Source organism: uncultured Phascolarctobacterium sp. (assembly GCF_958349595.1).
Taxonomy (GTDB): domain Bacteria; phylum Bacillota; class Negativicutes; order Acidaminococcales; family Acidaminococcaceae; genus Phascolarctobacterium.
In genome coordinates, this window is sequence record NZ_CATWDQ010000001.1 from 76,397 (window position 1) to 97,736 (window position 21,340).

Annotated in this window: 20 protein-coding genes and 2 riboswitches; all 20 genes read left to right on the forward strand. The window is 41.2% G+C overall.

Going from position 1 to position 21,340, the window contains the following annotated elements; all coding sequences use genetic code 11:
- Nucleotides 1-33 precede the first annotated feature (33 nt).
- The 20 genes from Q4G98_RS00270 (at nt 34) to cbiB (ending at nt 21,336) form a co-directional block, all read left to right on the forward strand.
- The gene (locus Q4G98_RS00270; RefSeq protein ID WP_293718083.1) at nt 34-882 is read left to right on the forward strand and encodes an ABC transporter ATP-binding protein; all 849 of its coding nucleotides are present in this window, start codon (nt 34-36) and stop codon (nt 880-882) included.
- Nucleotides 876-2,546: a hypothetical protein gene (locus Q4G98_RS00275; protein WP_293718085.1), complete on the forward strand. Its 1,671-nt coding sequence runs from the start codon at nt 876-878 to the stop codon at nt 2,544-2,546. Before Q4G98_RS00270 ends, Q4G98_RS00275 begins: the two co-directional genes overlap by 7 nt.
- Before the next feature lies 1 nt (nt 2,547).
- A complete protein-coding gene (locus Q4G98_RS00280; protein WP_293718087.1) occupies nt 2,548-4,200 on the forward strand; it encodes an ABC transporter ATP-binding protein in 1,653 nt (550 codons plus the stop codon).
- On the forward strand, nt 4,169-5,041 hold the full coding sequence (locus Q4G98_RS00285) for an energy-coupling factor transporter transmembrane protein EcfT (protein ID WP_293718089.1): 873 nt from the start codon (nt 4,169-4,171) through the stop codon (nt 5,039-5,041). Before Q4G98_RS00280 ends, Q4G98_RS00285 begins: the two co-directional genes overlap by 32 nt.
- Nucleotides 5,038-6,429, forward strand: a complete 1,392-nt coding sequence (locus tag Q4G98_RS00290) for a PQQ-binding-like beta-propeller repeat protein (RefSeq protein WP_298563965.1) — start codon at nt 5,038-5,040, stop codon at nt 6,427-6,429. Before Q4G98_RS00285 ends, Q4G98_RS00290 begins: the two co-directional genes overlap by 4 nt.
- A gap of 17 nt (nt 6,430-6,446) precedes the next feature.
- Nucleotides 6,447-8,171: an ABC transporter ATP-binding protein gene (locus Q4G98_RS00295; protein ID WP_298563968.1), complete on the forward strand. Its 1,725-nt coding sequence runs from the start codon at nt 6,447-6,449 to the stop codon at nt 8,169-8,171.
- An 8-nt stretch (nt 8,172-8,179) separates the two neighbouring features.
- The gene (locus tag Q4G98_RS00300) at nt 8,180-9,025 is read left to right on the forward strand and encodes an ABC transporter ATP-binding protein (protein ID WP_298563971.1); all 846 of its coding nucleotides are present in this window, start codon (nt 8,180-8,182) and stop codon (nt 9,023-9,025) included.
- The gene (locus Q4G98_RS00305) at nt 9,015-9,770 is read left to right on the forward strand and encodes an ABC transporter permease (protein ID WP_301961793.1); all 756 of its coding nucleotides are present in this window, start codon (nt 9,015-9,017) and stop codon (nt 9,768-9,770) included. Before Q4G98_RS00300 ends, Q4G98_RS00305 begins: the two co-directional genes overlap by 11 nt.
- A 92-nt stretch (nt 9,771-9,862) precedes the next feature.
- Nucleotides 9,863-10,034, forward strand: a riboswitch (cobalamin riboswitch).
- Nucleotides 10,035-10,227: 193 nt separating this feature from the next.
- A complete protein-coding gene (locus tag Q4G98_RS00310; protein WP_293718099.1) occupies nt 10,228-10,845 on the forward strand; it encodes a MotA/TolQ/ExbB proton channel family protein in 618 nt (205 codons plus the stop codon).
- Nucleotides 10,845-11,258, forward strand: a complete 414-nt coding sequence (locus Q4G98_RS00315) for a biopolymer transporter ExbD (RefSeq protein WP_293718101.1) — start codon at nt 10,845-10,847, stop codon at nt 11,256-11,258. Before Q4G98_RS00310 ends, Q4G98_RS00315 begins: the two co-directional genes overlap by 1 nt.
- The gene (locus Q4G98_RS00320) at nt 11,258-12,157 is read left to right on the forward strand and encodes a TonB family protein (protein WP_301961794.1); all 900 of its coding nucleotides are present in this window, start codon (nt 11,258-11,260) and stop codon (nt 12,155-12,157) included. The genes Q4G98_RS00315 and Q4G98_RS00320 overlap by 1 nt, the downstream gene beginning before the upstream one ends.
- A 57-nt stretch (nt 12,158-12,214) precedes the next feature.
- A riboswitch (cobalamin riboswitch) is annotated at nt 12,215-12,344 on the forward strand.
- Between the two features lie 165 nt (nt 12,345-12,509).
- Nucleotides 12,510-13,652 carry a cobalt-precorrin-5B (C(1))-methyltransferase CbiD gene (cbiD, locus tag Q4G98_RS00325; RefSeq protein ID WP_298563977.1) on the forward strand — a complete coding sequence of 381 codons (1,143 nt, stop codon included), beginning with the start codon at nt 12,510-12,512 and terminating at the stop codon, nt 13,650-13,652.
- A 5-nt stretch (nt 13,653-13,657) separates the two neighbouring features.
- Entirely contained in the window at nt 13,658-14,359 is a 702-nt protein-coding gene (gene cobI / locus Q4G98_RS00330; protein WP_298563980.1) for a precorrin-2 C(20)-methyltransferase, read from the forward strand.
- On the forward strand, nt 14,359-15,144 hold the full coding sequence (cobM, locus tag Q4G98_RS00335; protein ID WP_293547315.1) for a precorrin-4 C(11)-methyltransferase: 786 nt from the start codon (nt 14,359-14,361) through the stop codon (nt 15,142-15,144). The genes cobI and cobM overlap by 1 nt, the downstream gene beginning before the upstream one ends.
- A gap of 1 nt (nt 15,145) precedes the next feature.
- Nucleotides 15,146-16,195 carry a cobalt-precorrin 5A hydrolase gene (locus Q4G98_RS00340; protein WP_298563986.1) on the forward strand — a complete coding sequence of 350 codons (1,050 nt, stop codon included), beginning with the start codon at nt 15,146-15,148 and terminating at the stop codon, nt 16,193-16,195.
- Nucleotides 16,196-16,219: 24 nt separating this feature from the next.
- Nucleotides 16,220-16,951, forward strand: a complete 732-nt coding sequence (gene cobJ, locus Q4G98_RS00345; RefSeq protein WP_298563989.1) for a precorrin-3B C(17)-methyltransferase — start codon at nt 16,220-16,222, stop codon at nt 16,949-16,951.
- The gene (gene cobK, locus Q4G98_RS00350; protein WP_298563991.1) at nt 16,951-17,718 is read left to right on the forward strand and encodes a precorrin-6A reductase; all 768 of its coding nucleotides are present in this window, start codon (nt 16,951-16,953) and stop codon (nt 17,716-17,718) included. Before cobJ ends, cobK begins: the two co-directional genes overlap by 1 nt.
- A complete protein-coding gene (cbiE, locus tag Q4G98_RS00355; RefSeq protein ID WP_298563994.1) occupies nt 17,715-18,950 on the forward strand; it encodes a precorrin-6y C5,15-methyltransferase (decarboxylating) subunit CbiE in 1,236 nt (411 codons plus the stop codon). The genes cobK and cbiE overlap by 4 nt, the downstream gene beginning before the upstream one ends.
- A gap of 1 nt (nt 18,951) precedes the next feature.
- A complete protein-coding gene (locus tag Q4G98_RS00360; RefSeq protein ID WP_298563998.1) occupies nt 18,952-20,319 on the forward strand; it encodes a cobyrinate a,c-diamide synthase in 1,368 nt (455 codons plus the stop codon).
- Between the two features lie 48 nt (nt 20,320-20,367).
- Nucleotides 20,368-21,336 carry an adenosylcobinamide-phosphate synthase CbiB gene (gene cbiB, locus Q4G98_RS00365; RefSeq protein WP_298564000.1) on the forward strand — a complete coding sequence of 323 codons (969 nt, stop codon included), beginning with the start codon at nt 20,368-20,370 and terminating at the stop codon, nt 21,334-21,336.
- Nucleotides 21,337-21,340: the final 4 nt, after the last annotated feature.

Consider the following 21,340-nt stretch of genomic DNA (forward strand, 5'->3'; position numbering starts at 1 on the left):
ATGGAAATAGTTTTATAAACTTGGGAGGCTATTATGACAGAAACTATTATTGAACTGAAAAATTTGTCTATTGGTTACGGAAATAAAAAAGTTCTGCAAGACGTGAATGCAAAGATAAACCAGGGTGAGATAGTAGGTATTATTGGTTGTAATGGCGCAGGTAAAAGTACTCTTTTAAAAACTATTCGCGGCTTACTGCCTAAACAAAGCGGAGAAATTTTATATTTTGGTAAGAATTTAGAAAGCTTTGCAGAAAAGGAATTGGCCAGAGAAGTAGCATATCTACAGCAGAATGTAGAAGTCGGGTTTGGCTACACCGGCAAAGACATAGTGCTGGCAGGACGGTATCCTTACATGAAGTGGTGGAAAGGCGAAAGTATCGACGATGAAGAGTTGGCACTAAAATGTATGGAATATACTGGTACTAAAGAATTGGCAGAGCGGCCTGTGAATGAAGTTTCCGGTGGACAGAAACAGCGGATTTTACTGGCTAAGGTTTTGGCACAGCAAACCCCGGTTTTATTTTTGGATGAGCCTACTACTGGTTTGGATATGGTCTATCAGGAGGAAATTTTTCGCTTTAGCAAATCATTAGCTGAAATGGGAAAAACTATCTTAATGGTAGTCCATGAATTGAATTTAGCTGCTAAATACTGCAGTAGAATAATTTTACTGGGAGATGGCACTGTTCTTGCTGACGGCCAGCCGGATGATGTATTTACTGAAACTGTTTTGAGTAAAGCGTATAGTGCTCCGGTTAGAGTTATCCGCAGCCACAACACAAATGAGATAATTGAGATAAGTACAAAAGAGGATAGCAGCAGGTGCCAGCGTGATAGGGAATTACTGGAGCTTATTTGCTGCAAAGGAAAGGTATGTTAAAAAGAAATTTTTGGTGGATTGTTGTAATTGTTTTTATGCTTGCACAGACTGCGTTTGCAGAAGGTATAAATTTAGAGACGACTTATCCTTATAGTTTGGATCATAAAAATATTCATAAAACTGTCGGCAGTGCAACTAATCCGCTCTATATAAATATCGAAAGCTATGATGTGCCTGATCCTCAGGATGTCGAGGTAGAAATTATTTTGCCGGAAGGATTGTTTTGTAATGACGATGCTGACTGGCAGAAAATAAAAACAGATCAGGGTCTGGTTATAAAAAGAAACTGGCTTTTACCTGCCAATTATGGGCAGAATTTTGATTTGCTTTATTTAAGGGCGAGTGAAGAGCTGGCTGAAGGAAAACATGACATTGTTGTTAAAGTTAGCGGCAAAAGCTGGCAAAAGAATAATGTCATTACTTTTGTTCATGAACTGGGTGCCAAAAGTGAAGAGGTTATAGATCAACCAACAAAACAGTTGGATAAGTCTAAATTTAACTGGTATATCCAATCTATTACTTTACCTGTAGATAATTTAGGAAATAAAGATGATCGCATGCAGGACGGAACTATTTATATTAAGGATACTGCTTTAGAATCTTTTCGTAATAGAATGACTGGTGATGGCGCTACTAATTGGGCAGCTGTTTTTAATCATCCTGCGGCACACATACTTTTAGAGATGCGTAATCCTCAGCAGGATACAAGGATCTTGAAATTTAGAGCTGAGTTGATCGATAAAGCTACCGGACGGCCAGCCGTTGGTTTATGTACAGCCAGTCAGAGTGACAGTGAAACAGAGCATGGCTGGGGTGGTCAGGCTGGCAGCGAGGACGCTTCTACAGCGATGATTTCTTTAGACGGCAAAAAAAATCAAACTTTTATTTTGCCGTTGTATATAGATTATTTTCGTGCTGTTGAAGGAGAATATAATCTGCGTGTAACCGTTTCTGGGAATGGACAGGAAAAAATACAGGAGGTCCCCATAACTATTGCTAAAAAACGTAGTATGGGTTTATTTGCTGTAGCTTTTTCATTTATCTGTTTTATTTTAGTCTGTTTAACAGTTGGAAAATTAAAAAAATGTATTTTAAATATAGGCGCTAAAGGCGCTATTACTATTGCGCTGTTTGCAGCTGTGGCTTTTGGAAGTATCGTTGTGCCGACAACTTTATTTGGTGATTTGCTGCATGTGTTTTTGGGGCCGTTTTCCGGATTGGTGACGGGAGTGTTGAATGGAGTTTTGTTATATCTTTTAGTTATGTCGTTGCTGGTTATTTACAGAAAACCAGGCATAGTGGCACTCATGTTTTTATTGAAGTGGATGCTGGCCGGGCTGATGTTTGGCAGATTTACGCCTCTTGGCATATTAACTTATATGGTATATATAGTTGTGTTGGAAAGTGTTTTGTATATCAGTGGTTTTTATAGAAAAAAAGATTTGATGCCGGGCTATGTTTTTATGGTTGCAATATTGATTGGCGTTGCGGATGCATTTATAACTATGATCAATTTAGAACAAATGATGTTTTTTTACAGATTATATTATGCAGATTGGTATATCGGACTTTATATGCTTATCAACGGTTTACTTTACAGCAGTATTGGTTCGTGGCTCGGTTATAAGGTTGGGATAAAATTGCAGCAGGTTATGGGAGAATGATATGCTGAGAATAAGTAACGTTTCATATCGATATAAAACACGCGAATTCCCTACATTAAAACATTTATCGCTGCATGTAGCCGAAGGTGAGATGCTGCTTTTAGCTGGCCGCAGCGGTTGTGGTAAGTCTACGCTCATTAAAGCTGTCAGCGGTCTTTTAAATACTGCCGGCGCCGGTGAGTTTGATGGAAAAATTTATCTGAATAACAGAGATTCTGCAGAGATGACGCCAGAAGAGATTGGATTACTGGTTGGTACTGTTTATCAGTCACCCGATGACCAGCTTTTTGCAATGACTGTTGCTGACGAAGTAGGTTTTGCTCTTGAAAATCAGGGCTTTGATGAAAAAATAATAGCAGTAGAAGTTAAAAAAGTATTAGAGCGAGTCGGACTTGCCGGTTTTGAACAGAACAGTATTCATACTTTGTCAGGAGGTCAAAGGCAGCGACTGGCCCTGGCTTCAGTGCTCATCACTAAACCTAAGCTCCTGGTTTTAGACGAACCTGTAAGTCAGATGAATCCACAGGGAGTAGAGGATTTTTTACAGTTGTTAGTATCTTTAAATCGTATAGATGGTATAACCATTATCGTAGTCGAACACCGTGTTAATGAATTGGCGAGGTATTTTCCGCGTTTGGCAGTTATGTTTGATGGTGAATTTATTTACGATGGCCCAGTGGATTTGGCCTGGGGAAAAATCGGCTCTGCAGAAAAATATGGACTTAGGGAGCCGCAAAAAGTTAAATTGTGCCGGTTTTTGCATTTGTCCAGGTTGGTAAACGAAACGGGAAAAGTTGTTGATTTGGTCAAAAGCGAATGTAAAGTAGAAAAAAACAGTGCTCAAGATAAAATAAAAAAAGATTGTAGTGAAGTAATTGTAACCGGTAAAGCTATAAGATATTGTTATCCTGGTTCTGCAGGCGATACGCTGCATGAAATCGATTTTGAACTTTATAAAGGTGAAATTGTAGCGCTGATGGGGTTTAACGGTGCAGGAAAAAGCACGTTGATCAATTTGTTGGGCGGTTTAGCGGAACCGTCATCAGGTGAACTGAATTTTCTGGGTGGATCAGTTAGTGACAAAGCACACGAAATAGGTTATCTGCGTCAGGAGCCTGACCTGATGCTACTGGCTGATAGTGTATGGGAAGAATTGACCTGGAAAAATAAAAAGGTTGAGAAAGAAGTTGTATGGGAACTTCTTGAAAAATTGAAGCTTGAAAATAATGCGGATGATTTTCCGCTGGCGCTAAGTAAAGGCCAGCGGTTAAGGGTAGTTTTGGGGGCATTGCTGGCAAGAAACCCTAAATTGCTGCTGTTGGACGAACCAACAACAGGCCAGGATCAGCAAAGTCTTGAAGAAATAAAAAAACTTATAGCCTATTTTTCTCAAGGTGGCGGCTGTATTCTTTTCTGTACACATGATATAGAATTGGCATCAGAGATCGCTGATAGAGTACTTATTATGGCAAACGGTAAACTTATTGCGAATGGAGCGCCGGAAGTTGTTCTATCTGATAGAAGGATACTGTCAGCCGGCGGTTTAACTGTACCGCCATTATTAGAAGTTTCCGAGGCGTTGTTGTTGCCCAAATGTATTACGGTAGAGGGGGTAGGCCGGTATGTCAGTCCGTCAGTTGTGGGAAGGCTGTGATGCTGCTGTTTGGGCACAAAAGTTAGATGGCAGAACGAAATTGCTGGTATTGTTTTTAGTTGCGGTACTGGCTATCGTGATAGATAATCCAAGAACGTTATTTTTATTATTTACAGCTTCTCTGCTGTTGCATTTGTTTGCCCGCACATCAGTTTACAAATGGCAGGTTTTAGCTATATTGCTGCTTTTGGGATTATGGGGATCGATGTTCAGTCAGGCGTTGTTTTTTGCGCAGACACCCAGAACACCTTTAATTGTTTTAATAGAGCCGTCTATGCCTGTTTTGGGGCAAATTACCGGTGGTTTGTCTGTTTATCGTGAGGGAGTTATTTACGGCGCTGTACAAGGGCTCAGGTCATCTATCATGCTGACTTTGGGGTTGTTTGTTTGCTGGACATCTGATCCCAGGCAGCTTTTAAAAGCACTTATTTCCTGGAGACTTTCTCCTCAGATAGCGTTTATGCTTGTGACGGCAATACGTTTTTTGCCGGTGTTGGCTGCCGAAGCTGGTGAAGTTATTATCGCCTTAAGGTTACGGTCTGATACGCAAGTCGGACGTAAAAGCGTTATCGGGCATTTGCCTTATATAGCTAAACCTTTATTAGCACGGTGTTTGAGAAGGGCACAGACTTTGGCTTTGTCTGTTGTCAGCAGAGGATTTTTCCTGGCAACTGCCAGGAAAAATGAATTTTGGGCATTTAATGAAAAGATAGTCTGTTTGATGCTGGTTGTTTTTACAGTTGGTATTGCTGTAAGCAAAGTGGCATATTTGCTTTCTGAGCAAGGCTTGTATTTTGGCGATTTACGAATTGTTTATGATTGGACGAAATTGTATTTATGAGTAAAGTAAAAGGAAGTCTGGCTCTTATAATCTTAATAATTTCATGGTTGGCGATGTTCTGGTTAACAGGCAGTCGTACTCCGTGGCAGATATTTTCAGCTGGTGATAAAAATGCTGGTATAAGCATTTATTTAGGCGATATTCCCAGTGAAAACTATGATCGTATGGGCTTTACCAAAGGTTTGGTAAAATATATCGCGAATGAAAATGCCTGGCTTGCCGGAACTGATAGAGGGGAACTGTTTTTATTTTCTAATGACGGAAAGCAAATTTGGAAACGTTCACTGGGAATTGGTAAATTAGTTTCTATGAGCGTTTCAAATGATGAGAGCATTGCTTTTGTTGGCGAACAAAGTCCTGCTGGAAATTTATATGCGATCGATCTTGCCGGCGGTGATATTTTATGGCGATTTTCTGCTGCAGAAGTGGTCGGCGTCGATCCTGGAAAACGTTCCTATCCAAGCATCGTTCATATTTGTGTTGATGGTGACGATAATGTTTATGCGAATGCGTACAGATTTGTTACTGCGAAGGATGGCAGCCGCGGTTATAATGGGAAGGCAGTTGCCTTCACTAAAAAAGGTGATAAGCTGTGGCAATTTCCTGATAATGAAAATATTGACAGCTGGATAAATTGGTGCGATGTAAATGATAATAATGGAAAATTAGTATTATCGACTTCTGCCTATGAAATCAGGCCTGATATGAAATATCGTGATACAATGTATTTTATCAATAAGAAGACCGGACAGCTGATAAATTCGGTAGCGGTACCTCCTGTAGATCCGTTTGAGAATACAGTGATGCGCGGGAGTCCAAACTTCTCTAAAGATGGAAAGTTTCTGGCCGCTGCCTGCAGTGATGGGCGTGGATTGCTGTTTGACAACGATGGCAAAATTTTATGGCAGCGAGAACTGTCTAAACCAACACAGGTTGGAGGTGCCTGGATCAATGCATCAGGACGTGATGGCTTTGCTGTTGCCGAAGGAGTTATTTTTACTACCATAAATACGTTTAATCGTGAAAACTGGCAGCTTCCGACTCCTGTAGAACATCCCAGTAATAATAGTATGTATGTATTTAACTATGATGGAACATTTAAATACAAATACAAAGCTTTAGGTACAATGGAAGCGATTGAATTTGCCGGCAATTTAGCAGCTTGTGCTGTTGGACGGAATGTACGTACTCATAATTATGCCGCGCATGGCGCGGTAGTTGTTGATTTGCAGACAGGCAGCGAATTGGACTTTTTCCATACGGAAGGGCCTTTGCAGACTGTTGCAATAAGTAATGACGCTAAAAGTGTTGCTGGAATAGAGGCTCCTGCCGTAACTCCGGAAGGAAAGATCATTGGGGCCTACAGGCTGCATATCTGGCAGCGTTAAAAATAAAGAGGTATTTCATGATTCATAATTTTTTACATTATTATAAACCGTATAAATCTATACTTTATGGTGTGGTGATTGGCTCCCTTGTTGCCGCGTTACTGGATTTGATCTTTCCGATGCTGGTGCGGCAAATATTAAACGAAGTCCTGCCGCAAAAAAATACTGTAAGATTGCTGCATGATACAGGGATATTATTTATTTTATATCTTGGTAATTATGGCCTGCTGTATGTTGTTAACTATTATGGACATTTAATGAGTGCTAAAATAGAGAATGATATGCGTCGTGATTTATTTGAGCATTTACAGCAAATGTCTTTCAGGTATTTTGACAATGCCAAAACAGGGCAGCTTTTATCAAGATTAACTAGTGATATAACTGAAATAGGTGAACTGTCTTTCAGAGGGCCGAATGATGTAATTGTCTGTTGTATTACTATGATCGGCACAATTGGTATTTTGTTTTGGATGAATATTTATCTGGGAATTTTGATCGCTGTTTTATTGATTACGAAAACGCTGCATACTGTGTATGTAAATAAAAAAATGAAGGCTGCTTTTAGAGAGAATAGGATAAAAAGCGGTGAAATAACGGCCAGAGCCGAAGAAAGTTTAGGCGGAATACGTTTAGTCAAGGCATTTGCTCAAGAGGAATATGAGTTGGAACGGTTTATGGAAAAAAGTCTGGATTTTTTGGAAACACGGCGCAGGTCTTATAAAATACTGGCATATTTTTCAGGGAGCGTAAATTTTTTTACTAATGTTACAAATCTGCTCATTCTGGCCTGCGGTGGACTGTTGATAGCTAAAGATAAACTGTCGTTAAGCGATTTTGTCGCATTTTTGTTGTATGTCAATTTATTTATGAAACCGCTTTTACGCCTGACAGTCTTTACAGAAATGTATCAGCGGGGAATGGCCGGGTTCCAACGATTTTACGAAATTATGGAAATGCAGCCGGAGATTGTTGATCAGGAAAATACTGTTGTTTGTGAAGCAATACAGGGTGAGATAGAATTTGATAATTTGGTCTTTGGTTATTCTGATCAGAAAAAAGTAATTAAAGGCTTCAATTTAAAAATAGCACCAGGCCAGACTGTGGCATTTGTTGGTGAAACAGGTGCAGGAAAGACAACGATAGCAAGCCTCTTGCTAAGGTTTTATGAGCCTCTCAGCGGTCATATTTTGATTGACGGGATTGATATACGCCGCTACAAACAGCAGGAATTACGCCGTAATATAGGGATAGTACAGCAGGATGTTTTTTTGTTTTCAGATTCTGTAATTCATAATATTGCATATGCAAAACCAGAAGCAGCGCAAAGCGAAGTAGAGATGGCTGCCAGACTGGCCGCTGCTGATAGATTTATTGAGGAACTTCCAGATAAGTATGATACTGAAATTGGTGAACGAGGAGTAAAACTTTCAGGTGGGCAAAAACAGCGCCTTGCTATTGCTCGAGTATTTTTGAAGAATCCTCCCATCGTAATTTTAGACGAAGCAACTTCTTCTTTAGACAATCACACGGAAAAGTTGATTCAGGAGTCATTGGATAGATTGGCCGAGAATAGAACTACACTTATTATTGCTCATCGTATGTCAACAATAAAAAATGCTGATAAAATAATAGTCTTGAATAATGGTGAAGTTGCGGAGATTGGAACACATTCGGCCTTGATGTTAAGAGGCGGTCTGTATTATAATCTATATAATGCTCAAAAACAGACTGATGACAAATAGGTGATTTGATGATTAACATAGAAAATTTAACTAAACGTTTTGGTGACCGGATTGCGGTAGCAGGCATCGACATGGAAATCAAAAGCGGTGAGATATTTGGCCTTTTAGGTCCGAATGGAGCCGGAAAGACTACTACTGTCAGGATATTAACGTTGCTTTCCAGGAAAAATTCAGGAACTGTGAAGATATGCGGCTATGATATTGAAAAAGATACGGAGAAAATTCAAGAACTCATCGGCGTTGTGCCGCAGCATATGAGTTTGGATCAGGATCTTACAGGCCGGGAAAATCTGATTTTACAGGCCAGACTGCATCATTTGAAAAATAAAGCTGTGATGGAGCGGCGGATAGATGAAATTTTAGAATTTGTAGAACTGAAAGACAGAGCTGACGATAAATCCAGAAGATATTCGGGCGGAATGAAGCGGCGTTTGATGATTGGCATGGCACTTTTACATCAACCTAAAATTTTATTTTTAGATGAACCTACTGTTGGTTTGGATCCGCAAGTGCGGCGTAAGATGTGGGATTTGATTCGGAAAATGAACGAAGATGGTATGACCGTGCTTTTGACTACTCACTATATCGAAGAAGCTGACCAGTTATGCAAACGTGTGGCTATTATGAATAAAGGACGTCTTGTAGCTATTGACAAGCCGGAGAAGCTGAAGGAAAAAGTTGGCAGGATCGTTGTTGAACATATGGAAGCAGATGGTATGACTAATAAATTTTTTGACGACCGAGAACAGGCTGCAGCTTATGTAACAGTGCTGAAGACGAATGCAATAGTGCGTGAAGCAAATTTAGAAGATGTGTTTATTGAATTAACGGGGAGGCGAGTAAATGACCAGTAATTTTTTTTATGACGTCTATACCGTTTTCTGGCGCGATTGGGTAGTATTCAAAAAGATATTTTTTAAATTTTTATGCTCACGGATGATTACGCCTTTTTTGTATATTTTTGCTTTTGGAATAGGCTTGGGAAGAAATGTGTCTGTAGATGGCGGCAGTTATTTGAGCTTTCTTATTCCAGGTATGATCGCTCTTAATTCTATGAATGTTTCTTTTAATACGATCGCAGCTCCGCTGAATATGTCGCGTATTTATCATCATACTTTGGAAACATATCTGATTTCTCCGATTTCAGGAGCTGCATTTGTTTTTGGCAAAGTCTTATCCGGAACAGTGCGTGGATTGATTTCTTCAGCAGTTATAGTTGTTATGGCCGAATTATTGGGCGTACACTTATATTTGGGAGGCTGGTTCATTCCGGTACTCATTCTTAACTGTTTTGTTTTTGCATCTTTGGCAGTAGTGGCAGCTATGACGATTAATAGCCATGAAGAGATGAGCAGTTTCAGTACTTATGTTTTGGTGCCGATGTCTTTTTTATGCGGCACATTTTTTAAAGCGGACGGGTTTCCAGCAGTATTGAAGGGATTTTTAAGTATTTTACCATTGACGCCAGCCAGCAGTGCTTTAAGAGCAGCTGCAAACAAAATGCCGGTCGAGTGGTATTGGCTAGTTATCATGCTGGTATATTTTAGTATATTTTTTGCCTATGCCTGCCATTTGCTGCAAATGAAAAAAGAAGAATAGCAGGATGGTTTTAGAGTATTTTATTTTGAAATATAGTGGTTTTTATTGCAAATGTTAATCTAACGTGATATAATTCCAATCAGTAACAAAACTTAATAAGCGGAAATCCAGGTGTGAATACTTAATAGAAAAATTGGTTAGAAGCCAATACGGTCACGCCGCTGTAATGTTGAGCAAACCTCACTTAGTGCCACTGGGAAACTGGGAAGGCGAGGGGAGCGATGAAGCAGAGTCAGAAGAACTGCCTGGATTTTTCTACTGTAATCCAGCGAGTGACAGGAACAGGTAGTACAAAGTAGGCCTAACCTTTCTGTCTTGCATGGAAAGGTTATTATTTTTTGGAAATAAAATCAGAATAAATCTTTAAATTTGAATTTGTTTGCCGGGTTAGCATTGGCAAACTTGATTAAATTTGGTATTATTAATATTAATATAAAAATTTTAGGAGGCAATTTTGATGGAAGCAATCAAGGAAGCAATTGAGTATTTTCATAAAGGCGGTTTGGTAATGTGGCCACTGTTATTGTGTTCAATAATAGTGGTTACTATAGCTATAGAGCGGTATTTATATTATAAAACTGCTGATTCTGGTTCGTTATTTACTCAGGAATTTTGTACTTTACTTGGTCAAGGCGATGTAGCAGGAGCTCTACAGCTTGCGTCAGAGTCTGCAGGTGAGTGCGCGCGCATAGTTCGGGAAACTATGGCTATGTCTGGAGATTGCGCAAGGCATTCTGCTTATATGGAATCCCAGGCTGGCCTTGTGATCGCTAAGCTTCGTAATCGACTGCATTATTTGGGTGTTATTGTTACAATGTCTCCGTTGCTTGGATTATTGGGAACAATTATTGGTATGATTGGTTCTTTCAGCATTTTCAATTTGCAGGAAGGACAGCCGATGGCAATTACCGGTGGTATTGGTGAGGCTTTGATTGCGACTGCTACCGGTTTATGTGTGGCTATTTTAGCATTATGTGCGCATTCTTATTTCGCCCAGCGTTTGGATACTTCCATTACAAATATGGAACAGTGCTTTTCGGCTTTGCTGGAGGCTGAAAGCAGAGGTGAACTCTAATGAAGCTGCGTGATAGCAGAAGCCTTAAACAACCTGAATTAATGATCATACCTATGATCGATATAATGTTCTTTTTACTGGTGTTTTTTATGCTCAGCACGATGTATATGGTTGATTTAAAAACAATTCCTATAAAGCTGCCTAAAGCCGAATATTCAGCAGTTGATACTCAGACTACGTTTGCGGTTTCTGTAAAAAAAGACGGCAGTATCTGGCTTGGAGATAAACAGACTGATATTGCCAGTTTAACGATGCAGGCAAAAATGGAACAGAAAAATAATCCCCGGTTTTCGATCGTTATTCGTGCGGATAAAGACGCGGATTATGGTAAGGTAATAACTTTGCTGGATAGATTAAAGGGTGCAGGTGTTCAAAGGTTTGGCTTAGCAACAGATGTAGGAGCTGGTGAATAATGGATGACTCCAAAAAGAGATTCCAAATAGGGTTTATTGGTTCATTGGGTTTTCATTTGTTTGTGTTTCTTGTTTTGGCGTTTGCCGGTCTTTTTGCTGCCAATCAGGTAGATGATAAAATCGTTGAGATTGCAGTTTTTGGCGGTGGCGGCGGTGGCGGTGGTGGCGGCGGTGGCGGCGTGAAGCCTGCCGACGCTACGGCAGCAGATTTAGCTGCGGCGAAGGCTGCCGCGTTGCAAAATAAGCAACAAAACTCTATGCAAAAACAGGAAGCACAGAAAGCTGATCCAATAAATTCTGATGATATAATAGAAAAAACTACCCGCAGGGAACAGGTATACGAACAGCAGCAGGTTGCCCCCCATGATCCCGCGCCTGTGGAGCGGGCTGTTCAGCAAAGTAAAAATATTGCTGGTGCTGAGGTAAAAGAAAATACAGGCAGCGGCGGCGGTTATGGTACTGGACAGGGCAGTGGTTATGGAAGCGGTTCAGGATCGGGAAGCGGAAGTGGCAGTGGTGGTGGACATGGTTCCGGAGTTGGAACGGGTATAGGCGACGGTACTGGCGCGGGAATAGGAACTGGTGAAGGCGGCGGTTATGCCGGAGGCGACCCATCAGCAAATCCTGCTATTCCTCCCCGCCTGGTAAGAAGCCGTCAGCCAAATTATCCGGGCAGTGCCAGAAGTGCCAGTATTGAAGGTACGACTACAGTGCGTATCCTGGTAGGTTACGAAGGCGAAGTTGAATCTGTAGTAGTGGCAGAATCTTCAGGGAATGCGGCGTTAGATGCGGCTGCTGTCGATGCATGCTACAGCTGGCGCTTTAGCGGTGCTAAAAATGGTGTTGGTCAAAAAATACGTTGCTATACATATGTACCTATTACTTTTAGGTTACGATAATTTAAAACTTAATAAGAATCTCCATTGGTTTTTTGTGGATTTTATGCTATAATAATATGTAATTTGATATTATTAGGTGCCCGTGAGGGCGTAAATGGCAAGATCGGTGTAAATCCGACACGGTCCCGCCACTGTAATAACGCTGAGGCGTTTAAGTCAGGTGCCTGCCTATGTGCTAAAGCTGTATCCACGAGTGATGGAGATGGAAAGTAAACTTCACCCAGCAGGGTAAGTGTGTGTTTGTATCTTTATGACTTCTGTCGGAAACGGCAGGAGTCTTTTCTGATTATTAGTAAAAAATACTAGATGACAGGCTGTGTTTAGCAATATGACTGAGCAGAAAGGGGGATGTATGGAAGAATATCAGATTTCTCAAGGGAAGCGTTTGCGATGTGGTTATACTACAGGAAGTTGTGCAACAGCTGCAGCCAAAGCTGCTGCAATGATGCTTCTGACTGGTAAACGAGTTGATTTTGTTCAGATAGATACCCCGAAAGGCATTGTACTCGATTTGGAACCGGAAGAGGCAGTTATTACTGAAACGAGTGCAACATGTGCTATTCGTAAAGATAGCGGCGATGATCCTGACGATACGAACGGAATATTGATTTATGCCACTGTGGAAAAAGTAACAGGAAAAGAGATCAAGTTACTTGGCGGTATTGGTATTGGCCATGTTACTAAACCTGGCTTGGCCTGTGCTGTTGATGGCCCTGCTATTAATCCTACGCCGCGTAAAATGATAACTTGCGAACTTGAAAAAGTAATGAAGGAAGCAGGCTATGACCAGGGATTGCAGGTTACGATTTCTGCTCCTGAAGGTGTTGAAATTGCCAGGAAAACGTTTAACCCGCGTCTGGGTATTTTAGGTGGTATTTCCATTTTAGGTACCAGTGGTATCGTTGAGCCAATGAGTGAAAAAGCTCTGGTAGAAACGATGTATGTGGAACTTGACGCACAGGCAGCTGCCGGAAATAAAAATCTGCTGGTTTTTTTTGGAAATTATGGTGAGGATTTTACCCGTGATGTATTGGGTCTTAATATTGATGATGCGGTGACCTGCAGTAATTTTGTTGGCGAACTTTTAGACTATGCGGTTTACAAAGGTTTTGAGACCTTACTGCTGATAGGCCATTCAGGTAAATTAGTAAAATTAGGACAGGGTGTGATGAATACCCATTCCAAGTATGCTGATTGTCGTACAGAATTGATGGCTCTTTTGGCAATGTTTGCCGGTGCTGAAGTGGAAGTTGGCAAAGAAATTATTGCTTGCCCTACGACTGACGAAGTGGTGAAGGTATTGCAGCGCGAGAAGATTTTTGAGGAAGTAATAAATAAAGTAACTGAACGTATTGATTTTTACATGCAGCATCGCGTGCATGGTAAAATAAAAACAGCGGCGCTGATGTTTTCTAATGTATATGGTATTTTAGGTAAAACAGCAGCTGCTGATGAATTAATTAAATTACATTTAAAGGACAAACAGGAAGGATGAAAAACATGAGAGGTAAATTGTACAGTGTAGGTATCGGACCGGGGGATCCGGAATTATTAACTTTAAAAGCGGTACGTCTGCTCAAAGAATGTGACGTTGTTGCTTTGCCTAAAGGTGATACCGATGTCATGACTGCTAAAAATATTGTCAATCAGGTAGTTGATCTGGATAAAAAGGAACAGCTGATTATTTATATGCCGATGACAAAAGATATGGCAGTTATGGATAAAGCTCATCAGGAAGGCGCCGATGCTGTAATAAAATTGCTGGATGAAGGCAAAAATGTTGTTTTTATTACTCTTGGCTGTCCTACAGTATATGCAACCTGCATTTATGTGCATAAGCTTGTTTTAAAAGCTGGTTATGAGGCGGAACTGGTTGCCGGTGTAACTTCCATTTGTGCGGTTGCAGCAAAATTGAACGTATCCTTATGTGAAAGGGCAGAACCACTTATCGTGCTGCCTGGCAGTTATAAAGAAGCATCCAAATTCCTTGATGGACCTGGCAATAAGGTTTTGATGAAATCTGCCAGCGAAATCGCCCGCGTACGTGACGAATTGAAAGAACGCGGATTGATTAAAAATGCCGCTATGGTTGAACGTTGTGGTTTACCTGGTGAAAAGGTATATCGTGATCTTAATGAGATCGATCCTGACAGCAGCTATTTTTCTGTAATTTTGGTTAAGGAAAAGGAGTTTGACAAATAATGATTTATTTTATTGGTGCAGGCCCTGGTGCCGCTGATTTGATCACTGTTAAAGGTAAAGACCTTTTGGAAAAGGCCGATCTTATTATTTATGCCGGTTCTCTGGTAAATCCGGAGCTTTTGAAATATGCCAAACCGGAATGTGTTATCATGGACAGTGCCAAAATGACTTTGGAAGAGGTTATTGCAGCCATGGTTCCTGCTGCTCAGGCCGGCAAGCTGGTTGTGCGTTTGCATACTGGTGATCCGAGTGTTTATGGTGCTCATCGTGAACAGATAGATCTTTTGCGCAGTTACAACCTTGACTTTGAAATTGTTCCGGGCGTAAGTTCGTTTTGTGCGGCTGCTGCCTGCCTGGATGCAGAATATACTTTGCCGAATGTCAGCCAGTCGGTTATTATTACCCGCATGGAAGGACGGACGCCGGTACCTAATAAGCAAAAAATTGCTGATTATGCAGCACATAAGGCTACAATGGTCATTTTCCTTTCCAGCGGTATGCTGGAAAAGCTGCAGAAGGAATTGATTTCCGGTGGTTATACTGCTGATACCCCGGCGGCAATTGTTTATAAAGCTTCCTGGCCTGACGAAAAAGTATGCCGTTGTACAGTAGGTACTTTAGCAGAAACGGCCAAAGAACATAACATTACTAAAACAGCTTTGATCACTGTTGGTAACTTTTTAGGTAATATTTATGACCGCAGCGAGCTTTATAATCCTACTTTTGCCCATGGGTATCGTGCAGCTGATCCCAGCAAATTGGATTTAAAGCCAGAGGTAAAATAAAATGAAGGCTGCAGTATACTCCTTCACAAGACGCGGAGCCAGGTTAAGCGTAAATATTGGCAAAGAGCTGCAAAAGCTTAATTTGGCAGTATGCTGTTTTACAATGCCAAAATTTGCTGAAGAAGATGCGCTTTTAGAAGTGATGTCAGATCACAATAAAGCTTGTGAGGATGCGTTTAAGGAGTGTCAGCTGATCGTATTTGTCGGTGCGGTAGGCATTGCCGTACGTACGATTGCGCCATATATAAAAAACAAAGCAGTTGACCCGGCGGTATTGTCCATAGATGAAGGTGGAAATTTCGTTGTACCATTATTATCAGGCCATATCGGTGGCGCTAATTGCTTTGCGAAAGCATTAGCAGAAGCAATAAAGGCCACTCCTGTGGTCACTACGGCTACAGATGTGAATAAGCTGTTTGCTGTAGACGAATGGGCAGCCCGCAATAATATGATCATTAACAGTATGAAGGCGGCTAAGGATTTTGCTGCTGCTTTAGTTGATGGACAGGAAGTTGGATTGGTTGCGGATTATCCAATTATCAGTGGCTTACCCAGGCAAATGGTCATTAAGGATAAAGGGCAGATAGGTATGGCTGTTACTAAAGACAGGAACTGGAAGCCTTTTGACGTAACAGTGCAGCTTTGGCCGCAGAACCTTTATTTGGGAATTGGCTGTCGCCGGGGGACATCGTTAGAAGCTATAGAAACTTTAGTTTTATCTAAACTTGAAGAACTGAGTATAGATCTGCGGACTATTGCCGGTGTGGCGTCTGTGGATTTGAAGAAGGATGAAGAAGGCTTGCTGGCTTTTGCAGCGAAATATGGCTGGAAGAGCAAATTTTTTACTGCAGAAGAATTGCAAAATGCAGCAGGAGAATTCAGCAGTTCCGATTTTGTCAGATCAGTTGTGGGTGTCAGTAATGTCTGCGAGCGTTCTGCAGTGCTGGCTGCTGGAAACGGCAGGATAGTTTTACCTAAATGCAGTTTGAACGGCGTGACCTTGGCTATTGCCGAAGCTGATATCGTACTTGATTTTGAAAAATTATCTTGAATATATTTTTGAAGGAGAATAACTATGACGCAAAAAGTTTATGTTGTCGGTCTTGGACCAGGCGGTATTGAACAAATGACCCAGAGGGCAAAAGCTACTTTGGCAAGCTGTGACGTTATCGCAGGTTATCATGTATATATCGATCTTATAAAGAATGATTTTGCAGGCAAGGAATTTTTGACTACTGGCATGCGCAAAGAGGTAGACCGCTGTAAGCTTGCTATAGAAGAAGCATTAAAAGGTAAAACTGTAGCGATGATTTCCAGCGGCGATGCCGGCGTTTATGGTATGGCGGGTATTATGTATCAGGTAGCGGCAGAGCATCCTGAACTGGAAATTGAAGTTGTTCCCGGTATTACAGCGGCTTGTTCCGGTGCTGCTGTTTTAGGCGCACCGCTTATCAGCGATTTTTGTCTGATTTCTTTGAGCGATCTGCTCACTCCCTGGGAAAAAATTGAAAAGCGTCTGGATTGTGCTTCCCAGGCTGATTTCTGTATTTGTTTGTATAATCCCTCAAGCTTTAAACGTCATGATTACCTGCAAAAGGCCTGCGATATCATGCTGAAAAATCAGCGTGCGGATGTTCCGGCGGGTATTGTGCGCAATATTGGCCGTGAGGGTGAAAATTATGAAATCACCACTTTACGTGAATTGCGCGATAAAGAAGTAGATATGTTTTCTACCGTTATTATCGGTAATTCGCAGACAGAGGTTATTAATGGCAAATTAGTAACTCCGAGAGGTTATAAACTGTAATGAAACCTGTAGTTTGGCTCATCGGCGGAACCAGTGAAGGCCGTAGTCTGATCAGGTTTATGGCTGAACTTGATATAATTCTGTATGTTTCGGTAGCGACTGATTATGGTGCAAGCCTGATCGAGCCGCAGCCAGAGCTTCATGTTATGGCGGAACGTATGGACTTAGCCGCAATGAAAAACTTTATTGCAACCAAAAGACCGGACTATGTTATCGATGCAACGCATCCCTATGCGACAATAGTTACGGCAACAGTGCAAAAAGCCTGTGAGGAAAGTAACTGTAAATATCTGAGGCTGGTGCGGCCTGTTGCAGATGAGCATGAAAACTGTATCACGGTTCAGGATTTTAATGAAGCGGTTGAGCTGTTGGGCCATACTGAAGGCAATATCTTCCTGACTACCGGCAGCAAAACCCTGCAGGAGTTTACTTCTGTTCCTGATTATAAAGATCGGATCGCTTTGAGGATTCTGCCGATGCCGGATTCGTTGAATAAAGCGCTGGAGTTGGGCTATAAGCCGGCTAATATCATTTGTATGCAAGGGCCTTTTTCTGAATTGCTTAATATTGAGATGATGAAAAGGTATAATACCAGATATTTAGTCACAAAAGACTCCGGCAGTGTTGGCGGCTTTGAAGAGAAAGCCCGGGCGGCTGCTAAAGCAGGTGCTGAACTGATAGTTATAGCCCGTAATGGTCTGGAGCAGGGAACAGGCTACAGTGAGATCGTAAAATTATTGAAAGACCGTTATGGATATCGTGAGTGAAACATAAAAGGAGATTAAATATGTTACGTGTAAATATCGTCGGCATTGGACCAGGCAACCCGGATCTTTTAACGAATCAGGCACGCCGGGCTATTGAAGAAAGTAATATTTTGATAGGCGACAAAAGGATGCTTGCTGCTTTTGGTACAGGGAAACGTCTTTTTGACACCATAAAAACGTCAGAAATTGCTGAAATATGCCAAAAAGCTGATGCCGAAAAAGACGTTGTAGCAGTGTTAGTCTCTGGCGATGTAGGTTTTTTCAGTTTGGCCAAGACCATTACCGGTAAACTTACTGATTGTGAGTGTCGCAGGTATTGCGGTATCAGCAGTCTGGTTTATTTTGCGCAGCAATTGGCTATGTCCTGGGACGATGCTAAAATTGTCAGTATGCATGGCCGGAACCAGAATCTCATTGCCGCTGTAGCACAAAACAGCAAAGTATTTTCGCTTACCGGCGGAGAGCATTCACCTAATCAGCTTTGCCAGAAACTTTGTGAACACGGTATGGCAGATGTAGAAGTCTATGTCGGTGAGAATCTTTCTTATCCTGAAGAAAAAATCACTTGCGGTACAGCAGCAGAAATCAGTAAATTGCAATTTCCTTCATTGTCTGTAATGATGATTTTGAATAAGCAAGCTAATAGCTTTGAACATACTGTGCATGGTTTGAATGACGATCTTTTTATGCGCAGTAAGGTGCCGATGACGAAACAAGAGGTAAGAGCTGTTTCGCTTTCAAAATTAATGCCAAAAGTTACTGATAAAATTTATGATATTGGTGCAGGTACAGGTTCTTGTTCTATAGAATTGGCTTTGCAGGCTAAAATGGGGCATGTATGGGCATTTGAACGTAATCCTCTGGCATTGGAATTACTTGAGCAGAACAAAGCGCTGTTTGCTGTTGCTAATCTAGATATTATTGCTGGTGAGGCTTCCAAACAAATTATTGATATGCCAGCTCCTGATTGCGTATTTATTGGTGGCAGCGGGGGTAATTTGTGCAGAATGCTGGATATTATTTATACAAAAAACTCTGAATGCCGCGTCGTTATCAATGCAATTACCGTCGAAACACTGATAGAAGTTGTTGAATATTATAAAACTCATTCTGAGTATGAATTAGAGATAGTTAATGTTTTTGCAGCTCGTGGTAAAAAATTGGGAGCCTACAATTTAATGATGGCTCAAAACCCTGTTTATGTAATGACTGCGCTGAAAAAAGGTGAGTAAAATGGCTGAAATGTTCGTGCCGCGTTTTATGATCGCTGCTCCTAACAGTGGCAGTGGTAAGACAACTATAGTGTGTGCATTATTAAAAGCGTTACTTGATCAGGCGTATAAAGTAGCTGCTTTTAAATCTGGTCCTGATTATATAGACCCGATGTTTCATTCGCGTGTGATCGGGGCAAAATCGCGTAATCTGGATCTATTTATGCTGGGACGGGAAACGACAAAGTATTTACTGGCTAAAAATGCGAGTGACTGCGATATAGCTGTTCTTGAAGGCGCTATGGGTTTTTATGACGGTATGGGTAAAACAGAGCAGTATAGCGCTTACGACTTAGCCCGCACAACGAAAACGCCGGTTATTCTGGTCGTTAATGGCAAAGGCGCAGCCTTGTCTTTGGCTGCTGTTATCAAAGGGTTTAAGACATTCAGACCTGATGCCAATGTGAAAGGCGCTATACTCAATAATGTCACTGCTATGAGTTATAAGTTCTACAAAGAAGTAATTGAATTGGAAACGGGCGTTAAACTGGTTGGCTACCTGCCCCATATGGAAAACTGTAATTTTGAAAGCAGACATTTGGGTTTGATAACGGCTGAGGAAATCGGAGATCTGCAGGAAATCATTGGCAGATTAGCAGAACAGGCATCTAAAACTATTGATATTGATGCCTTACTGGGCATTGCTAACAGTGCGGAAAAACTTGTTTATGAAGAACAGACGATTACAAGTGTAGCTAAAGTGAAAATAGCGATAGCACAGGATAAAGCTTTCTGCTTTTATTATCAGGATGCGCTTGATTTATTACAAGAGTTTGGTGCGGAACTTATACCGTTTAGCCCGCTTGTTGATAAAGAATTGCCTGAATGTGACGGCATAATTTTAGGCGGAGGTTATCCGGAACTTTATGCAAAACAGCTGTCTGATAATATATCGATGCGTGCAAGTATCAAAACGGCTTTAAAAATAGGTAAGCCCTGTTTTGCTGAATGCGGCGGCTTTATGTATCTTTTGGAGCATTTCAAGGCTGCTGAGGGTGAAGTTTATGAGTGGGCAGGCGCTATAAGCGGTGAAACCTTTATGACACCCAAGCTTAACCGTTTTGGTTATATAACATTGACTGCTGAACATGATAATATTTTTTGTGAAGCAGGCGGACAGATCAACGGGCATGAATTTCATTATTCTGACAGCAATAATAATGGCCATGATTTTTTAGCAGTGAAAGCCTCAGGAATTTCCGAGTGGGCTTGCAGTCATGCTGATAAAAAATTATATGCCGGATATCCGCATATCCATTTATGGGGAAATATAGAGTTTGCACGAAACTTCATTCGTGCCTGTGATAAATTTGCAAAAAACAGGGATTGATCTGCTGATGGTTTTGACTGTCAGCATTGGGTAAGGGGATTTTAGATTATGATGCTTTTATTTGCCATTATAGCAGGTTTTGTTTTAGACTTGCTGATTGGTGATCCGCGTTGGCTGCCGCATCCTATTTGTTTGATCGGCAATCTAATCAGCTTTTTAGAAAAGCTGCTGCGCAGTGTTTTTGGGAAAACTTCACGGGGATTATTGGTGGGTGGCGCTGTATTAGTAGTATTGGTGCTTGCTTTTTCTTTCTGCATTCCATTTCTATTATTGGTCTGGGCAGAAGAGATTGATCCGTGGTTGGCTTTTGCTATGGAAACCTTTATGTGTTATCAAATTTTTGCAACGCGCTGTTTGCGTGAAGAAAGTATGAAGGTTTATACTGCGTTAAAAAATAATGATCTGGCAGATGCCAGAATGAAACTTTCGTGGATAGTGGGGCGTGATACTCAAGCGCTTACAGAAGCAGAAGTTACCAAAGGTGCAGTAGAAACTGTTGCTGAAAATACTGCCGACGGAATTATTGCTCCCATGCTGTACATGTTTATTGGCGGAGCACCGCTGGCGTTTCTTTATAAAGGAATAAATACCATGGATTCCATGGTTGGTTATAAAAATGAGAAGTATTTATATTTTGGCCGCTGTGCGGCGAAATTAGATGATATGGCAAATTACATACCAGCACGTGTTGCAGGTTTGTGCATGATCGTTGCTGCCTATTTATTAAGCCTGGACGCGAAGAAAGCCTGGCATATTTTCAAACGTGACCGTTATAACCATTTAAGCCCTAATTCGGCAATGACAGAATCAGTAACTGCTGGTGCCCTTCATATCCAGTTAGGCGGCGGTCATTTTTATTTTGGTAAATGGGTGCCCAAGGATACTATTGGTGATGATATCAGGCCAGTTGAGCCGGAAGATATCGTTCAGACTAATAATTTGATGTATATGACGGCGGTTTTAAGTATTTTAGTTTTTGCATTAATTTATTTACTGGAGCTTTTTGTTAAAAGCTAAAGGG